The following is an 18291-nucleotide window of genomic DNA, read 5'->3' as shown; positions in this document are numbered from 1 at the left end:
AATTAAAGCTCCAATATCAATGCTGTTAAATTATCTCTTGATTGATTTTTCTTCGCAATATCAATTAATTTTTGAGCTTTTTTATCAAGGTTAAGTTTTTTATCTAAAAGGATTTGCTCAATTGTTGGTTTATCAACAAAATCATGTATTCCGTCCGATGTCAATAAAATATATTTAATTTCTTCACTGCTCTTCAATAAAAAACTATCACATTTCATATTCTTATTAGGTCCCAAACAACTAACTAACTTATTGGCATCAGGTAATAATTTAACAATATCCATATCTATTTTTTTGATTTCTGCAAGTTCATGTAAAACGTTTTGATCAATAGTTATTTGATGTAATAAGCCATTATATGCATATGTACGAGAATCGCCAATATTAAATACATAAGTTTGTTTGTTTAAATTAAAAACTAGGGCAGCCGTTAAAGTTGTACCCATATCTTGATAATTTACAATATTTTTACTATTAACTATATCTTTAAGTGATTTTTTAATATAGCTTAGTGTGGTATTAAATCATTTATTTATATTTTTTCTATCATTAAATTGAATATTATCGTTAAAACTTTCTTGAAAATAGCTAACTAGTAATTCCACTGTTTTTTGTGAGCATAAGGCACCACCAAAATGACCCCCCATCCCATCGCATAATATAGCTAATGTTCAATTATTTAAAAAACTGATTGATGCACAATCCTGGTTCTCGTTACGATATTTTCCTTTATCAGTTTTAATAACATATTTCATTTTTCTACTTTTTTTAAGCCTTTCTACCGGGTTCTGCTTTTTGTTTTACATCAATAATGTGAGAAAAATTTTGCTTGATAATTTCCTTAACTTTATTAGCGGTTTCTTCAATTGAATTATTAATAACAACATGTTGAAAAATCGAAGAAAGAATTATTTCTTCTCTTGCTTTATCTAATCTTTTTAAAATAAGGTCATATGTTTCAGTATTTCTATTTTCAATTCTTCTTTCCAATTCTGTTAATGATGGAGGCATTAAGAATATTGAACATATTTCACCTTCTCTACCTTCTTTACGATACTTATTAATAATTTGCAAGGCACCATTAGTTTCGATTTCTAAAAATGGGATTTTTCCTGAGGCACAAATATTTGCCACTTCTGAATTTAGTGTTCCATAATAATTATCAAAATGCTTTGAATATTCTAAAACCTTATCTTCCTTAATAAATGTTTCAAATGTATCAATTGGAACAAAATAATAATGAATACCATCAACTTCACCTTCTCTTGGCTCGCGAGTGGTAATTGAAACCGATAATTTTAATTTTAAGTCCTTATTATCAAACAAATATTTTTCAATTGTGCCCTTCCCAACACCAGAAGGTCCGGTAAAAATAATTAATTTTTTCTCCATGCTTTCTCCTTCATCTTTTTTATTTTAGAATATTTAAAGTACTATTAGAATATTAATTATATTAATAATTAATTATATAAAAAATATTTACTTTATGTTTTCAATAAAGTAAATAAAAATTTTTCCATACTTCTTTTGTTTTACTACCTCATAATGATTATTTTTATATGTGAAATTATTCCAATCAGTTTCAATAATAATCTTTCCATTAGAATTTATCATATTATTTAAAGTTAATATATCAATGCATTTAACAAGCAATTCTTTTTCCCTAAAGGGTGGGTCCAAATAAACAAAGTCATATTTTTTATCCTTATTTTTGGACAAAAAAGATAATGCGTCAGTATTAATAATTAACAAATTGCTTTCTTTAAGACTATTTTTATTCTCAATAATTATTTTATATGCTTCGTAGTCTTTTTCGACACATGTGGCATTTTTTGCTCCACGAGATAAGGCTTCAAGACAAAATGAACCAGATCCAGAAAACAAATCTAGAAACTCTCGACCTTCAATATTAAATTGAATTGAAGAAAAAATGCCCTCTTTTGCTCTATCAGTTGTTGGCCTTGTTGTTTTAGAGGAAGGTTGTTTTAATAATCTTGAACGGTATTTTCCGGCTATAATTCTTAACATACTAATAATTATAATAACTTTAAAATAAGAGTAAAATATTTAATATTGATTTATTAAATGCCTTAAAAAAATATAATATTCAAAAACTGGAGGCTTATGTTAGAAGAAAAAAAGAAAAAACCTAGTGGAAAAAAATTTCTACTAGGTTTATCAATTTTTGCTATATCAGCAGGTTTTATTGCCACGGCTGGTTATTTTGGTTATAAAGCAGTTTTTGAGAAATTAGATGGTGGCGCTATTGATGAGGGGATTGTTCCGTTGCGAAATTCAGAAAATGATTTAAGCAAAACATCATTAAACGAAGATAATATCCCTTTTGAAATAAGAACAAGCGATGATGCCCTTATTTTTAATAGAAAAACAAGTAATTCATCAAGAGAACTTAATCCAAATTTTAAAGTGGGAAATTTAAGTTTTGTCGAAAAACCAATTGCTAGAAAACCAAACGGAGAACCTGTCTATTATCTAGGAAAAGAAGGAATGCTTTTACTAAATAAAATGTTTAAACAAAGGGCACTTTATGGTCCAGAAATAAACGCAATTAAAAGAATCAATATAAATGTGCCAAATGATGAATTGCAAGAAGATCGAACTAACGGGGCTTATTTTCCTGCAAATCGCGAAATGTACATCTTTGTAAATAAAATAGTTGAAAACAATCTAAAACTTTTGAATCAACCAGTAGAAAAAAGAATTGAAATTATTTTTGGTACTCTAATGCATGAATACACTCATCATATTGATAATATGTATAATAAATCAATAAAAAGGGGTGATGAACTTGCGAATAGTGATCTTATTGAATATGAGGGTGATCACAACTATTATCATATAGAAACAAATAATGCTAAATTTTTGAATGAATTTCGTAAAAATTTAAACTATGATAACACAAGAGATAATAAACTTTTATTAAGAAATAGTCAAGATTTTCTGCATGACCAAGACCAATTACCAGTTTACAAGTTTTATAGTGCCAATGAACTTTTTAGGATAGCAAACGTTAAAATAACACCTCTTGAGGCTAAAAAATATGAACCCCTTGATTCTAGAAGGTTTTATTTCAATAATAATAAATATCAAAATGTTTCTTTTATTGACCCAACTAATTTGCAATCAATAAGATATCTTTTCTCATTTACTGAGCTTGTACCAAGAGAAATAATTAAGCTTTCGCTAGGGCCAAATGCTTGGTTTTATAACTCTAATCGAAGCCAATTTGAAAACTATTTTTATTTTCGAAAAAACAATCGAACTGGCGAATTAATTTTTAATGCTGCTGGTGATGATATCCTAAAAAATATCGCTATCTTGAGAAAAAGCAATTTTTCAAATTCAAATGAATTAGCTACATTTGCATCCAATTGAGTTTTTAAAGACCAACTAAAAAACTTCCGTTCAAGTATTTATAATATTAGAACAAATGAATATGAGCGTCCATTTGCAAATGTTGGTAACTCGCACCATAAAGGTTTGTTCAAAGCTTATGTTGACCTAATGGGCTGAGGAGAACTTATAAGTTTTGCAAATTATAATATTCAAAATAACGATTCAAAGAATATTAATCTAGGCGGGTATTTTGAATTACCACAAAAAATTATTGAACAAAAGAAAAATAATCGTATCAAATCTAAACTAATTTTTGTAGACCTAAATGATAACAATAATACTCTGGAAATTGATTATAAATTGCAAAATTATAACCTTACAACGAAAAAGGTCTGAAATTCTATATACTATTTTGATATCAAAGATAACAAACAAAAAGATTACTATGATGAATCATGAGTATATCCAAAGTTATTTAAAGACAAATATCAATATGTTTCATATTTTGCTAAAAATATAGATAGGAATATTCTTAATAAGAAATTTAAAAATAAGAAGTTTGATGTTAAATTATGAGTTGACCTTGATAACAACGGCACATATGACCTGAATAAAAAGGATAATAAGGAAATTATTTCATTATTAAATGATAATGTATGAAATAATAGCGGCAAAAAATTCTATGCTAGATTTAAAAATAATAAGCGCCGCACCACAACATATCGAAATAACAGATCAAATTTTATAAACAATTTACAATATGAACTTTTTAGCATCAACCAAAATAATGAAACAAAAAAATATTACTATACAATTAAAAACTATTAAGCTAACTTTTGTTAGCTTTTATTTTTATTTAGGATATCAAGTATAATTTTTTTATGAAAAAAATTAGATTAGTTTTAGCTGGAACCGCCGAATTTTCAAAAACAATATTTAAGTCATTAATAAAAGATGAACGTTTTGAAGTCTCTTGTCTAATTAGCCAACCAAATAAAAAATTTGATAGAAACAAAAATGTATTACAAACCCCGATTGCGCAACTTGCTAATGAATTCAATATTAAACTATACCAACCAGAAAAAATCAAAGATATCTATGAAGAACTAAAAGCAATTGACTTTGACTTTTTTATCACAGCATCATTCGGGCAATTTATTCCAAACAGCATTTTAAAATTACCAAATAAACTACCCTTAAATGTTCATGGCAGTTTATTAGAGAAATACCGTGGAGCTTCGCCAATACAATATACACTTTTAAACAATGATAATAAAGCCGGAATCTCTTTGATTGAAATGATTGATAAAATGGATGCAGGTGATATCTTAAAAACATTAGAAATTGAAATATCAGAACAAGACAGCGCTATTGAACTATTTGATAGGCTAGGCTTAGAAACTTCGAAAGTAATTGGTAATTGGTTGCAACAAATTTACAATAATGATTTCACAAGAAAAATTCAAGATGAAAATCTAGTAACATTTGCTCCTAAAATTCAAAATGAGGAAGCTGAAATTTTTGAAACATTAACCTGTCAAGAAGCACTAAATAAAATAAGGGCATTCAATGATCAGCCAGGCGCTTTCATAATTATTAATAATAAAAGGTTAAAAATTTATCGCGCGACAAAAAACAAAATCCAAACACCGATAAAAATAAAGTTTTCAGATGGTTATTTATATCTAATTGAATACCAATATGAAGGCAAGAAAAAAGTTAAACATGAATTTTAATTTTAAAAATTTTCTTGCTAAGCAAAAAGAACAAGAATATTGAAAAAAGATTGAAATTATATTAAAAAATGAAGATCTAGTACCATCAAAAAATAATGTTTTTAACGCTTTTACAAATTTTGATTTTAGTAATATAAAACTCATTATTTTAGGGCAGGACCCTTATCCTACAAATGATAATGCCGACGGGCTTTGTTTTTCTTCAAAAAATAAAATAACGCCTGCGTCCTTGAAAAATATTTTTAAGGAAATCAAAAATTCCTATCCTCAAATTAAATTTAATAGCAATGATCTTACAAATTGAAAAAATCAAGGCGTCTTATTATTAAATGCAATATTAACAACACTCAAAAACAAAACACAAGCTCACAAAAATCAAGGTTGAGAAATATTTAACTTAAATCTTATAAGAGAAATTCTTTCATATTATGATGAGATTTTATTTCTAGCCATGGGAATCGACGCTCAAAACTTTATTAAAACTCTAAATATTAAGGAAGAATTTATATTTAAAACGGCACATCCTTCGCCTCTATCTTGTTGGCGGGGTTTCTTTAATAGTAATATATTTAAAAGAATAAATGAAAAACTTATATCGCTAGGAAAGAATGAAATTGATTGAAGTACAAAATAATATATTTAAACTAAAAATGATTATAATTTAAGAATACTATTATGTAAATAATATTTTTTTATTAATAAGGAGACTTTATGATATCGAATTGCGAAACAAAACGTAATGAAAATATGTTATTAAAAGTTGCTTATGAGGGACAAGAATTTTGTTCTTGCGTAGCAAAAACTCATTTGTTTATTAGCGAAAACTTTGATAAAAATATTGCTTATATTTATGTTTCAAAAGACATTAAGGATTACTACGGTTTTATAAAAGTGGTTGATCATATTATCAATGCAAAACGTAGAAGTTATCAGATTGATGTTTTATCATTTGCAAATCTTCCTTTTTTGACTGTTAAGGAAGTTTTAAGAGCGTTTATAACAAGAATGGAATTTCACGGAGCAAAATTATATTCTGCTAAACAAAAATGTGAAAATAAGAATGAAGAAGAAAAAAGCGAAATTAAACTAACACTTTTTCTTGAAGAAAATAGTTATGCTGAATATATTGAAAAATTAACGATAATTTCCAAAAATGTTTCAAAAACACGTAATCTGCAAATCACACCGCCTAACATAGCGACAAGTGAGTGAATCGCTGATGAAGTTAAAAAGGATTTCGAAGGAGTTGAAGGATTATCGATTAAGGTATTAAATAAGGCTGAAATTGAAGAACTAGGAATGGGTCTAATGTTAGCTGTTAATGCTGGTTCTTCATATGAGCCAAGAGTTGTTATTGCCGAATACAACGGAAATCCAAATAGCAAAGAAAAATTTGTCTATGTTGGTAAAGGCATAACCTTTGATACAGGTGGATATAACACCAAGGGTTACCATATGGATGGGATGAAATTTGATATGTCAGGTTCTGCCATCGTAGCCTACGCACTAAAATCAATTGCACAGCTAAAAATAAAGGCAAATGTAGCTGCAATCATGATGCTAACCGATAATGCTATTGATACCCATGGAACTCTACCTGAATCTGTTATTAAATCAATGAGTGGAAAGACTGTCGAAATTACTGATACAGATGCTGAAGGACGCTTAGTTTTAGCTGACGGAATTTACTATGGTGCCACAAAGCTAAATGCTTCTTTGATTGTTGATGTAGCAACTCTAACTGGCGCAATGTTAAGGGCACTAGGAAAAACATACTCAGGTATTTATTCTTCATGTGACAAAAGATGAGAAGAATTTGAGGAAGCAGCAGAGATAGCTCATGAAAAAGTTTGAAGACTTCCAATGCATGAAGAATTTCATAAAACCAATAAGTCATCACTAATTGCTGATTTAAATAATTACAATAATTCATCAAAGGCTGATTCCAATTCTGCTGCGATGTTTTTAAATGAATTTGCAAACAAAATTGATTTTATTCACTGTGATGTTGCCGGAACTGCTGATGCAAAAAATATGGGCTTGGGGATCCTAGTTTCAACATTAGTTGAACTAGCTGAAAAGCAAAAATAGAAAGGTAATTTAAAACTATGGAACTAATTAAAAAAATTGATGAAAAACGTAATGATTTTCTATTGTTGAAAGCAGTCTTTAAGGGTGATAAATTACCAAAAAATCTTGTCGAAAAGGATTTTACAATTACAGAATTTCTTAGCGAAAATGTTGCTTATGTTTACATGGGAGAAAGAGAAAAAATCAATTATAATAATATTTTTGATTTTGCTAAATCATTAGCTACAAATGCTGCAAGAAATTATCAAATCGATGTCGCTACATTTCCTGTTGATAACAAAATATGTATCTATGACACTGTTGATGCATTTACAAAAGGAATAAATTTTTCAGCAGCCAAACTTTATAATAAAAAAACCATCTATAAAAAAGAAAATCATAACAATCTTTCACTATATTTGCAAAATCCTACAAGCGATTTAATAGCCCACTTTAACAAGGCGGTGATTCTATCTGAAGCACTAAATTGGGCAAGAAATTTAGGCGTTACGCCCCCTAATGAACTAAACTCTGAACAACTAGCAATAATTGCACAAGAGGAACTAAGCCAATATCAAAATCTAAAGATAACAGTTTTAAACAAAAAACAAATTGAAAATCTAAACATGGGTCTGCTACTATCAGTTAATAGAGGTTCAATTTACGAGCCACGTGTTGTTATTATAGAATATAATGGTAATGAATTATCAAAAGAAAAAACCGTTTTGGTTGGTAAAGGTATTACATTCGACTCAGGTGGTTACAATATTAAAACCGGTCGCCATATGAATGGAATGAAATATGATATGGGCGGATCTGCTGTTGTAGCTGCTGTTATGAAAATAATTGCTCAAACTAAACCAAAAACTAATGTAGCAGCTATCATGTGCATTACCGATAATAGAGTTAATGGTGACGCCTCTCTTCCTGATTCAGTTTGAACTTCAATGAGTGGAAAGACTGTTGAGGTAAATAATACTGATGCCGAAGGTCGTTTAGTTATGGCTGATGGTTTATACTATGGTGCAACAAAACTAAAAGCTACAAGATTAATTGATGTTGCGACCTTAACTGGAGCAATGATTATGGCTTTAGGTGACACATACACCGGGGTATGATCAACAACTAAAAAGGGTTGAGAAGATACAAAAAATGCCGCAAAAATTCAACATGAATTAGTGTGAAGAATGCCACTTGATGATGAATATGCTGAATATATTAAAGGTTCAATTGTTGCGGATCTAAAAAATACAGATTTTACCGGAAATGCTGGTTCTTCTTCAGCTGCGATGTTTTTAAAAGAATTTACCAATGATATAGAATATATACACTTTGATATAGCCGGGACATGTGATATTAATGAAAAACCAATGTTTGCAATGGTTAAAACGATATCAGAACTAGTATCAAAATAACATAAATAAGGATATTATAAAAAAATTTTGTGTAAATTAATCTCTGGCTTACTTTTTAGTAAGTGATTTGAGAATAGTAATTACACAAAATTATCTACGATACCAAAATAATAAAAAAATTCAGATCCTTTTAATCTGAATTTTTTATGACTTATTTTTAGATTGATTATTAAAATAATCTTCCCAATAGTTAAGGCCTAACCCAAAACTATATATATCTAGTGCTTGCGTTATATTTTCTTTTCTTGCTCCAATATATACTTTCCCATCGGCAGCGTTAAAATCAACTCTATATCTTTTAATACCAAGACGTTTTCTAACGCCTTCCTGTTCAAATGCAAATCTCGGATCGTCTGAATCAGTTACATAAAGAGCCTTTATTATCCCATCTTTATCAAAATCAGCTCCTCAAACATTTATAATGTGATTAATTGAAACGCTACCATATGTATGAGATATACCAATAGCCTTATTAGCTTCAATTTCTCGTCTAAGTCTATCTGAGAGTGGCTTTGCGTAGGCGCCATAACCAAAATGTCAACGGTCCGTTAATAAGTGTTTACCAAAAACGTCCTTAAAGAACCCAAGAAATCCAGATTTACCTTTTTCATAATTAATTTCTTGGTTGCGTTGTTGCCTATTAGAATAACCATAACCATTTATATAAGTATCAAAAATTTTATCTGGCCAAACAGTGCGCCCGACATAAAGTTTCTTAAAAATTTCAAATAATTGACTATGTTCTGTTTTTGTTTTTATATTATCATTATTAGCCTCAAGAAACTTATTAATTTCGCGAAAATCTATTTCTTTATTTTTTCCTATTATTCCTTTTTGTGGATCATTTAAATACTTATTAATATAGTCCTTGTTTTGTATGCTTCAATAGTGAATAGCATTTGCTGCAACTACTGCAGCACAAAGTAAATTATCACCACGGTCAAAATCTTTATTGATATCAAATCATCCTTCTTCATTATCATTATGAGCATATCATCAACTGTCGATATCGTCGCTTGCGTTAATATGATGGAAAAATTTACTAAAATTAGGATTTACACCCTTTAAAAATAAAGTTTCAACTACACCTTCACTTTTTAGAAAATCACCTAACGGAGTATTCAATAGTTGTTGTGTTTTATCGTTTGGTGAAGGAATTTTTGGTAAATTTGGGACTTCTGACTTTGGGGCAGGAATTAATTCTAACTGCGGAATTTTCTTTGGTTCATCTGCTTTATTATTAATCGATGGTCCGAGTGGTATTTGTGGAATTATATTATTTTCTTTATTCTTTTTTATAGAGGGACCTAATTTAATTTGCGGAATAACATTAGTATTGTTGCCTTTATTTTTAATAGTTGGATCCGGGATAATTTGCGGATTTTTTTCTTCTTTTTTCTTTTTATGCGGAGGAGTTAAAGGTTTTGAATCATTGATTCTTTCCTCAACATTATTTTCATTAGGATTATGCATATGTGTATTATTATGTGGTGATTCAGAATCTGGTTTAGGGGATGGCTCCATAACATTTCTATTTTGACATGATAAAACAACAGACGACATAGATAAAGTCGGAATAATGCCTAAAGTTAATAAAAACAACTTCCTTTTGCTCAATATTGAATACCTCATTTAAAATTAGTTTAACAAAGCAAAAAACATAATAAACTAGCTGATGTTTGTTGCCCTATTCAATATAATTTATACCATAGTTTTTTTTTTTTTTTTGCATCTTTTGAAAAAAATTTACTCAAAAAGCATTTTGAAGCATAGAAAAAAATTCGGGTTTTTATTAATAACCCAAATTTTTATTGCTTATTTTTAGATAAATTCTTAAAGTATTGCTCTCAATATGCGGTTCCTAAACTAAAAGTGTAAATATCTAATGCCTCAGCTATATTTTCTTTTTTAGCACCGATAAAAACTTTCCCTTTTTGAGTATCAAAATTCACCTTGTATCTCTTAATACCAAGACGTTTTTTGATTCCATCTTGTTCAAAGAAGGCTTCCTGATCATCTGAGTCAGTTACATAAAGAGCCTTAACTATCCCGTCTTTATCAAAATCAGCTCCCCAAACATTAACAATATGATTAACAACAACTGAACCATAGGTATGAGAGATAGCAAGTGCCTTATTTGATATTATTTCATTTCTTAATCTTTCGCTTAGATTCTTTGCACTATGCGCATTTCTAAATGACCATCTATTTGATAAAATATTACTTTCAAACACATCTTTAAAAAATCCTTTTCAGTTAGCTTTAAGACTCCAATTATTTGGATTATTTAACTGTTGTGATTTCGGTCCGATGCGAAAGTACGGATAACCATTTATTAATTCATCAAATAATTTAAATGGTGTAACAAAGCCCTTCCCAGTTTTTTTATCAACATTACCACCATAATCTTTTTTAATTCATTCAAAAAGTACGCTATTTTCTCTTGTAGTTCGAATTCCATCATTTCCCATATGATTAACAAAGGTATTCAAGTTGCGAAAATCAATTGTAATATCCTGCAATGAGTTTTTAAATGAAATTACTCCCTTTCTAGGATCTAGTAAATATTTATCTAAATATTGCCTATTTTGTTTAATTCAATAATGTAAAGCATTAACCACTACAATAGCACCACATAAAAAGTTATCGCCACGAGTAAATTCCTTATTGATATCAAATCATCCTTCTTCATTATCATTATGAGCATACCATCAGCTATCAACACCATCTTTTTGATTAACATAGTGAATAAATTTTGCAAAATTAGGACTTACATCCTTTAAAAACAGAGTTTCCACAACCTCCTCGTTGTGTAAAAATTTGCCCAGTTCTGTTCCTTTGATTTGCTGTGTCCTATCATTACCCAATGTTTTTCGCGGTTTATAAGGCGGGGTTGGCTTTAGATCAGGTGGGACAGGAGTAGGTTTTGGTGCTGGTTCTGGTTCAGGTTGAGGTTTTGGTTTTATGTCATCTATTTTTTGACATGACAAAACAATTGCTGGTATAGAAATTACTGATATAATCTCAAAAGTAAATAATGTTGATTTTTTATGCTTCAATTTGGAAAAATCTCCTTGAAAATGATGATTTTCTTATGAACTATATTTTTACCATTAGTACTATTTACTGAATTAAAGATAATTGTTCTTCTTGTTGAAAAATATTGGCAAGTAAATCTTTTATTTGTTCTCTTAAAGTAGTAAGTTTAGTTTTTCTATTATTTAATTCTAAACTTAGCTCCATATCTTCGCTATTTTGACTGTTTTTTGTCATTATTTGTTCTAATTGGTCATCAATATTCATTATAACAGAATTAGCAAGCGATAAATCCTTAAAAAGCGCTATTCTTTTATCTATTTGTTTCTTATATTCTTCAAATGTCTTAATTAAATTATCAATATCAAAGGAATTATTTTGTTCCTCTTTCTTTAATTCCATAAGTTGCATGATTTGTGTATCTATATTTTTTTTCATCTTCAAGTTCCATTATTTCCTGACGAGATTCAGAATAATTTGGATCATAAGTTAAAAGTTTAATAACTTCTAATTTTCTTTTTTCATCATTCTTTTTTATTTCCTCAAATTCTTTTATCAACTCTTGAAAAACAGATTCATTTTCCTTATCGAATTCTTTTTCTTCATTAAGATTTTTAATTTGTTCATTCGCTTCACTAATTTCGTTATTTAATTCATCTAATTCCTGATTAATAACATTTTTTAGTTCTTGGCTCTTTTGATCAATTATTTTTTCATTTTCATTAATTTCCTTTTCTAATTTTTCTGCTTCAGGATTAGGCTTAATCATGTCTTTCACATCATCCTTATTTGCATTATTGGATTCATTATTGCCTTCATTATCATTGCCTTGTGAATTATCTTGATTAGATCCAGAATCATCTGATTCTTCGCTATCACTGGCATCGGGATTATTAGGATCAAAATCCTTATCGCTAGGATCATCACCATCATTTTCATCCGTTTTAGATTCATCTTCATGTATATCTGGTTTTTTTATTTCAGGGCTTGTTTCGGGACTATTTTCACTTGAATTATTACCCCCGATATTCGGCATTGTTCCCTCAGGAGTTTCAGGTTTTGGGCTATCGGTATTTTTTTCTAAACCTTTCGCATCGCTAATTTGCTTGTCTTTTTTATCAGTCATTTTTTCTAGCTTATTAGTCATGCCTTTACTGCACGACATTACAACTATTGTTGTGAAAAATGGAACAGACAAACTAGCTAGTGACAACAAAATTCTACTAGATCTTTTCATATTTTCCCCTTCTTAATTAATGTGCTTTTCAATATAATATATACCATAGTTTTTTTTTTTTTTTTTGCAAAGTGTATCTACTTTATTAAAATTGTTATTTATTTAAAAATATTAAAATTTAATTTTCTATTCATTTATTTCTGAAATGTAAAACTCTATTTTTATTAGATCTTAGTAATATTAAAAAAATATAAATAATAAAATAAGATGATTATTAAATCATCTTATTAAATCCAGTAACCATTATAAGTATTTTTCAAGTTGTAATTGTTCTTGAGAAATTTTATCAATTAATTCTTTAATTTCCTTTCTTAATTTATACAAAAGGTCCTTCTTTTTATTCAATTTTTCTAGTTTTTCTTTAGCTAAAGGATCGGATTTTTTCATCAATTCTGCTATTTGGTTATCAATATCCTCAATTATCAAATTAGACACCGATAGTTTCTTATACAAATCTATTCTCTTATTTATTTCGCTCTTATTTTCTTCGAAAATTTTAATTAATTCTTCCGCATTTTTCTTATCAATTATTTCTTCTTGCAAATCCATTTTAATTTGTTCAATTTGAGCAATCACATCAGTTCTTTCTTGCTCTAATTCTGCTAATTGATTAGGAAACTCAGATTTATCTGCCTTGTAGTTTAATAATTCTTCAACTTTTTGCTTTCTTTGTTGACTCTCTGTTTTTAAATCTTTATATTCTTTTTTTAGTTCTTCGTATTCCTGAGCATTATCAGGATCGTCAACCTTACTTTGAGTTAGATTCTCAATTTGTTCATCTGCATCTTCAATAGTTGCTTCTAAATCATTCAATTCTGATTTAGAAATAGCTTCAAGTTCGACGATTTTTTTATCGATTTCATCTTCGTTAACCTTAATTTCATTTTGTATTTCTTGTGCTTCTGGACTAATTTTTGGTGTTATATCATCTTTTTTAGTATCAGGTGTTTTGATTAAACCCTTTTCTTTAAGAGAATTAAAAAGTTCAGTCAAATCCTTTTCTTTGATTTGTTTTTCAATCTCTTGTAAACTTTTTTGTAATGATTCTATTTTAAACATTTCTTCTATTTCTTCATCTGTCAAGTTGCTTAACAACTCATCTTCTTTAGGGTCAGGTGTAACTTCTGGGAGAGATGGTGATACAAGAGTATCTTTAGTGTCCTCATCTTCTGTTCTACCTTCTGGAAGGGTTTTTCCTAAATGTTTAATTTCTGGTTTCTTTTCTTGTTCTTTGCCTTCTTCTTTCTTTTTAGGATCTTGCGGTTTCTTTTGATCATCTATTTTAGGATTGCTAGGTTTATTATCATTATTTGAACTGCAAGAGATAACAGTTGCAGCTGTTATAAAAGGTATTGAAATGCTTGCTAATGTTAATAAAATTTTGTTAGATTTTTTCATAAATTTCCCCTTAAAATGTTTATCAATTTACTAAATTACACCATAGTTTTTTTTTTTTTTTTTGTGAAATTTATCAACAAAATATCAAAAATTCTGTTTTTATAAATAAAAGTTATCCTTAGTTTTATCAATTAAGTCTGTTGGTTTAAGTCATTAATATAAAAAATAAGATGACTCTAAAATCGGAACTGTAGAAAATTTTGTGTAAATTAATTTCTGGCTTATTTTTTTATAAGTAATTTGAGAATAGCAATTACACAAATCAAAAATTTATTATACAAAACAAGCCCACAATTAGGAATAACTTTATTTCATTTTTCCAACTGATTTTGAATTGCAAAATAAACTATTTTTATTAAAGAGTCATCGGCAGGAAATGGAATTTTGTTTCTTGATATTTTTCTAATATTTCTATTTAAATTTTCGATGACGTTTGTTATATAAATTAGCCTTATAATTTCGGTTGGAAAGTTAAAATTCATCAATGTTTTTTCGTCAACTTTTAAGCGCATACTGATATTTAGAATCTCATTTTTCTTCAAAAATATCTAGTAATCTAGATGCTTCATCTATACTGTTGGATTTATAAATATTTTTTATGTCTTGGGCAAATTATTTTAAATCTTTATAGTTAACATGTTTTGTCGAATTTCTTATTTGATGAACTATGCACTTTTGAATTTGTTTTTTAGGAAAGACTACTTTAATTGCTGCTAAATTATTGCTTGTCATGAGATATATATCCCAAATCCCTCATAATTTAAGGTCATTTAGTACTTGAATTCAATATTTTGCACTTTCGAATTCTCCTATTCAGGATCCAAAACATCATTATATTCTTCCAAAGAGTATCTCATAACTATGTAAACTGACTTTTCAACAAGTTTATTTTCTTCTTTAACTTTAAATCTTATTCCATCAATAAAAACCATGGCATAAGTTTTTTTCTAAAGGTCTATTTCTTCACTCTGTTATGTGTGGAATTATCTTATTAGTTACTCTACTTACAAAACTTGGATCAACATCTATAGCATACATATCTTTTAATGTATCTGATATGTCCCTAGTTGATACACCTCTTGAATATAAGCTAATAATTTGGCTTTCAATTTCGGAAATATCGTATTGAAATTTAGAAACTACTTTTGGTACAAATCTTAAATTTCTATCTCTTGGAATTTAGTTCAATTTCTCCGAAATTAGATCTTACATTTTGGAATAACTACCATTTCGATAGTTGTCTTTTATAGTTCATTCGTGTTCATATTTATCTCATGCAAGAAAGTTTTTTAATTTTTTCTTGCATCATAATTTCTATAAGATCTTTTATATTTTTCTTAACAATTTCATAAACATTTTCTTTGGTTGTTGGTTTATATTTATCATGTAATTCTCTTGCGCTTAGCATTTTAATATCTTTTTTTGGCATATTAAAAAAATCTCCTGTGTAAATATTTTAAATTTAAATATTTGCCATTGGGAGATTTTTAAACAAAATTATCTATGGTACCTAATTTCTAATTTAGGGTTTTTATATTCTTTGAATATTTTTAGCTATTGCTCCATATTTGCAACGAAGGAATAAAAACCGTCAAAAAAGAATCAATTTTTTTTCTTTAGTTTTTTCAAACAAGGTAAAGAGTTTGCCCAGCCCTATTGTCAATTGTTATTTCAAACCCGTCTTTTTCTTTATTATCAAAATAAAATCTTCTTAATGTTTTAATATTTCCACCTTCTACAACGACTAAATATTCAACAAAATATAGTTCTGTTTTGTAAAATCTTTCTTTTTTATTATTTCTTTCAAATAATCGAGTTAGTACATTTACTTTATCAGTTTTATATGTAGCATAAAATGCCTCATTAAGTTTTTTAAATAATTCCTTATTTTTTCTACCTTGAGAATTTATTGCGTCTATAACTTGCGATTTTGTATATTTAGAAGAATCAAGTTTTGAAGTATTATGCATCAAAAGGTTTTGTGCTTGTCCTATTTTTAATTCATCAAGTGCATAAAACAATTGAGTTAAAGCGATATTGTAATTTTGCATACGATGAATATCCTTATTTGTTTGAAGGACATAGAAACCATCATTTAAATTTTCTAATCAATTTTTATATATGATTTTTTCTTCTAATTTTTTAATTGATTCTTTACGATATGTTTTTAATTTTTCAAAATCTCCAGTTTTGATAGCGTTATTTTTCTTTTTAATATCTTCCTTAGTAATAATTCTTGAATTTGAACCGAATAATACAAATTTATCTCCAAATTCTTTTAAATCTACATACCCGCCCAACAAAGGTTTTAGCATATTGAAATATCTATCAACATCTGCTTTGTCTTGCAATAGTTGTTTAATAGTTCTCTTTGTAGGATCAGCTGCTTTGTAATATTCACTTATGCTGTTTTTAAAACTTTCAACACTAAGATTGTTAGAAGTGAATAATGTTTCATCATAAACAAAAGATTTTGTTATATCATTTCATTTATTTTTAATATGTTCTTCAAAGGTATTTAAAATTTCTTTTTGTTGTTCTTTTTCAAATAAAGATAATGTTATACTGTTATTATTACCATTTAAAGACTCTTGTGTGTTATTTTTTAAGTCAGAAACAATGATTTCGGATAATTGTTTTAAATATTCTTGTTGTTTTTGCTTTTGTTTTTTGCCATCGATAATGATGTCTTTATTAAAAATAATCTTATCAGTATTTAATGGATTTTTATTTTCTTCTTCTAATGAAAAAGAAAATCTAATTCCTTCTCCCTCTTTTGAGGGGTCGTATTTTTGGTATAGATATTGATTATAATAATTATTAACTATCTTTTGGATTTGTTCATTTGAAGGCTCATTATAATCAAAAATAATATCTGGAGCAATGTTTTTGAAAGCATTCTCGTCTAACTTTATAGACGGTTTATGAGGTTTTTTATCATGATCTTGTTCTTTGCCTTCTTCTTTCTTTTTAGGATCTTCTGGTTTCTTTTCTTGTTCTTTGCCTTCTTCTTTCTTTTTAGGATCTTGTGGTTTCTTTTGATCATCTATTTTAGGATTACTAGGTTTTTCATCATTATTTGAACTGCATGAAATAACAGTTGCGGCTGTTATAAAAGGTATTGAAATGCTTGCTAATGTTAATAAAATTTTGTTAGATTTTTTCATAAATTTCCCCTTAAAATGTTTATCAATTTACTAAATTACACCATAGTTTTTTTTTTTTTTTTTGTGAAATTTATCAACAAAATATCAAAAAATTCTGTTTTTATAAATAAAAGTTATTCTTAGTTTTATCAATTAAGTCTACTGGTTTAAGCCATTAATATAAAAAATAAGATGACTACAAAATCATCTTATTAAATTTTTTTGTGCTACCTACAAATTTAGTTCAAGTTCTATTTCCTTTTGAAATACCTTTGCAATTAAATCTTCAATTTCTTCACTTAATTTATTCAAAGTTTTCATTTTATTATTTAATTGTGTTTTTAATTCTTCATCTTCAGGATCTTTAACAGTAGATTTTTCTAATTCCCCTATTTCCTTCTTGATATCTTCTGCTATGGCATTAGCTATTGAAAGGCGTTTATATATATTAATTCTTTTATCAATTTCTTGTTTATTTTTTTCAAAAAATTTAATTAAATCATTAATATTTTTACTATTGAAATCATTATCATTTAAATATTCCATAAGTTGCTTAATTTGAGTGTCCGCATCAGTTCTTTCTTGCTCTAATTCTGCTATTTGATTGGCAAACTCAGGTTTATCTGCCTTGTAGTTTAATAATTCTTCAACTTTTTGCTTTCTCTGTTGACTCTTTGTTTTTAAATCTTCATATTCTTTTTTTAGTTCTTCGTAATCCTTAGCATTATCAACATCGTCAACCTTACTTTGAGTTAAATTATCAATTTGTTCTTCTGCATCTTCAATAGCTGCTTTTAAATCATTCAATTCTGATTTAGAAATAGTTTCAAGTTCAACGGTTTTTTTATCGATTTCATCTTCGTTAACCTTAATTTCATTTTGTATTTCTTGTGCTT

20 protein-coding genes are annotated in these 18291 nt (G+C 27.9%); 5 read left to right on the top strand and 15 right to left on the bottom strand.

Annotated features, from left to right (window positions below):
* Positions 1 to 2: 2 nt before the first annotated feature.
* The 3 genes from ACWXVP_RS01520 to rsmD form a co-directional block, all read right to left on the bottom strand.
* Entirely contained in the window at positions 3 to 755 is a 753-nt protein-coding gene (locus tag ACWXVP_RS01520; protein ID WP_456001683.1) for a PP2C family protein-serine/threonine phosphatase, read from the bottom strand.
* A 13-nt stretch (positions 756 to 768) separates the two neighbouring features.
* Positions 769 to 1392, bottom strand: coding sequence for a guanylate kinase (gene gmk / locus ACWXVP_RS01515; RefSeq protein ID WP_438340563.1), 624 nt, complete (start codon positions 1390 to 1392; stop codon positions 769 to 771).
* A gap of 87 nt (positions 1393 to 1479) precedes the next feature.
* Positions 1480 to 2028: a 16S rRNA (guanine(966)-N(2))-methyltransferase RsmD gene (gene rsmD, locus ACWXVP_RS01510; RefSeq protein ID WP_438340562.1), complete on the bottom strand. Its 549-nt coding sequence runs from the start codon at positions 2026 to 2028 to the stop codon at positions 1480 to 1482.
* Positions 2029 to 2124: 96 nt separating this feature from the next.
* On the opposite strand from rsmD, the gene ACWXVP_RS01505 reads away from it, so the two are divergent.
* The 5 genes from ACWXVP_RS01505 to ACWXVP_RS01485 all read left to right on the top strand — a co-directional run bounded on the left by ACWXVP_RS01505 (position 2125) and on the right by ACWXVP_RS01485 (position 8578).
* Positions 2125 to 4185, top strand: coding sequence for an MYPU_1760 family metalloprotease (locus ACWXVP_RS01505; RefSeq protein ID WP_456012758.1), 2061 nt, complete (start codon positions 2125 to 2127; stop codon positions 4183 to 4185).
* 53 nt (positions 4186 to 4238) lie between these two features.
* Entirely contained in the window at positions 4239 to 5093 is an 855-nt protein-coding gene (locus ACWXVP_RS01500) for a formyltransferase family protein (RefSeq protein WP_438340560.1), read from the top strand.
* Positions 5059 to 5727 (top strand): uracil-DNA glycosylase, encoded by a 669-nt coding sequence (locus tag ACWXVP_RS01495; protein WP_456012756.1) that lies wholly within the window; start codon positions 5059 to 5061, stop codon positions 5725 to 5727. Before ACWXVP_RS01500 ends, ACWXVP_RS01495 begins: the two co-directional genes overlap by 35 nt.
* Positions 5728 to 5804: 77 nt before the next feature.
* Positions 5805 to 7184 (top strand): M17 family metallopeptidase, encoded by a 1380-nt coding sequence (locus ACWXVP_RS01490; RefSeq protein WP_456012755.1) that lies wholly within the window; start codon positions 5805 to 5807, stop codon positions 7182 to 7184.
* Between the two features lie 17 nt (positions 7185 to 7201).
* Positions 7202 to 8578, top strand: coding sequence for a M17 family metallopeptidase (locus tag ACWXVP_RS01485; protein ID WP_444704956.1), 1377 nt, complete (start codon positions 7202 to 7204; stop codon positions 8576 to 8578).
* Between the two features lie 144 nt (positions 8579 to 8722).
* Here ACWXVP_RS01485 and ACWXVP_RS01480 read toward each other — a convergent pair whose 3' ends face one another.
* The 12 genes from ACWXVP_RS01480 to ACWXVP_RS01425 all read right to left on the bottom strand — a co-directional run.
* Positions 8723 to 10195 carry an IdeS/Mac family cysteine endopeptidase gene (locus tag ACWXVP_RS01480; RefSeq protein WP_456012753.1) on the bottom strand — a complete coding sequence of 491 codons (1473 nt, stop codon included), beginning with the start codon at positions 10193 to 10195 and terminating at the stop codon, positions 8723 to 8725.
* 191 nt (positions 10196 to 10386) lie between these two features.
* Entirely contained in the window at positions 10387 to 11637 is a 1251-nt protein-coding gene (locus ACWXVP_RS01475; protein WP_456012751.1) for an IdeS/Mac family cysteine endopeptidase, read from the bottom strand.
* Between the two features lie 64 nt (positions 11638 to 11701).
* Complete coding sequence (locus ACWXVP_RS01470; protein WP_456012750.1) at positions 11702 to 12016, bottom strand: hypothetical protein; 315 nt, start codon at positions 12014 to 12016, stop codon at positions 11702 to 11704.
* A complete protein-coding gene (locus ACWXVP_RS01465; RefSeq protein ID WP_456012748.1) occupies positions 11988 to 12851 on the bottom strand; it encodes a hypothetical protein in 864 nt (287 codons plus the stop codon). Before ACWXVP_RS01465 ends, ACWXVP_RS01470 begins: the two co-directional genes overlap by 29 nt.
* Before the next feature lie 243 nt (positions 12852 to 13094).
* Positions 13095 to 14249 carry a hypothetical protein gene (locus ACWXVP_RS01460; RefSeq protein WP_456012746.1) on the bottom strand — a complete coding sequence of 385 codons (1155 nt, stop codon included), beginning with the start codon at positions 14247 to 14249 and terminating at the stop codon, positions 13095 to 13097.
* 221 nt (positions 14250 to 14470) lie between these two features.
* A complete protein-coding gene (locus ACWXVP_RS01455) occupies positions 14471 to 14761 on the bottom strand; it encodes a transposase (protein WP_456012744.1) in 291 nt (96 codons plus the stop codon).
* A 100-nt stretch (positions 14762 to 14861) separates the two neighbouring features.
* Positions 14862 to 14990, bottom strand: a complete 129-nt coding sequence (locus tag ACWXVP_RS01450; RefSeq protein ID WP_456012786.1) for a transposase — start codon at positions 14988 to 14990, stop codon at positions 14862 to 14864.
* A 68-nt stretch (positions 14991 to 15058) separates the two neighbouring features.
* A complete protein-coding gene (locus tag ACWXVP_RS01445) occupies positions 15059 to 15181 on the bottom strand; it encodes a hypothetical protein (RefSeq protein WP_456012743.1) in 123 nt (40 codons plus the stop codon).
* On the bottom strand, positions 15153 to 15368 hold the full coding sequence (locus ACWXVP_RS01440) for a transposase (RefSeq protein ID WP_456012785.1): 216 nt from the start codon (positions 15366 to 15368) through the stop codon (positions 15153 to 15155). Before ACWXVP_RS01440 ends, ACWXVP_RS01445 begins: the two co-directional genes overlap by 29 nt.
* Positions 15369 to 15516: 148 nt before the next feature.
* Entirely contained in the window at positions 15517 to 15678 is a 162-nt protein-coding gene (locus tag ACWXVP_RS01435) for a hypothetical protein (protein ID WP_456012742.1), read from the bottom strand.
* A gap of 187 nt (positions 15679 to 15865) precedes the next feature.
* A complete protein-coding gene (locus ACWXVP_RS01430) occupies positions 15866 to 17416 on the bottom strand; it encodes a hypothetical protein (RefSeq protein WP_456012740.1) in 1551 nt (516 codons plus the stop codon).
* A 210-nt stretch (positions 17417 to 17626) separates the two neighbouring features.
* Positions 17627 to 18291, bottom strand: a 665-nt coding sequence (locus tag ACWXVP_RS01425) for a hypothetical protein (RefSeq protein ID WP_456012738.1), incomplete at its 5' end; no start/stop codon positions are given.

The organism is Mycoplasma sp. 1781, from assembly GCF_053851675.1.
Note: the sequence above shows the minus strand (reverse complement) of the source record. Positions and strands in the feature narration are given on the sequence as shown.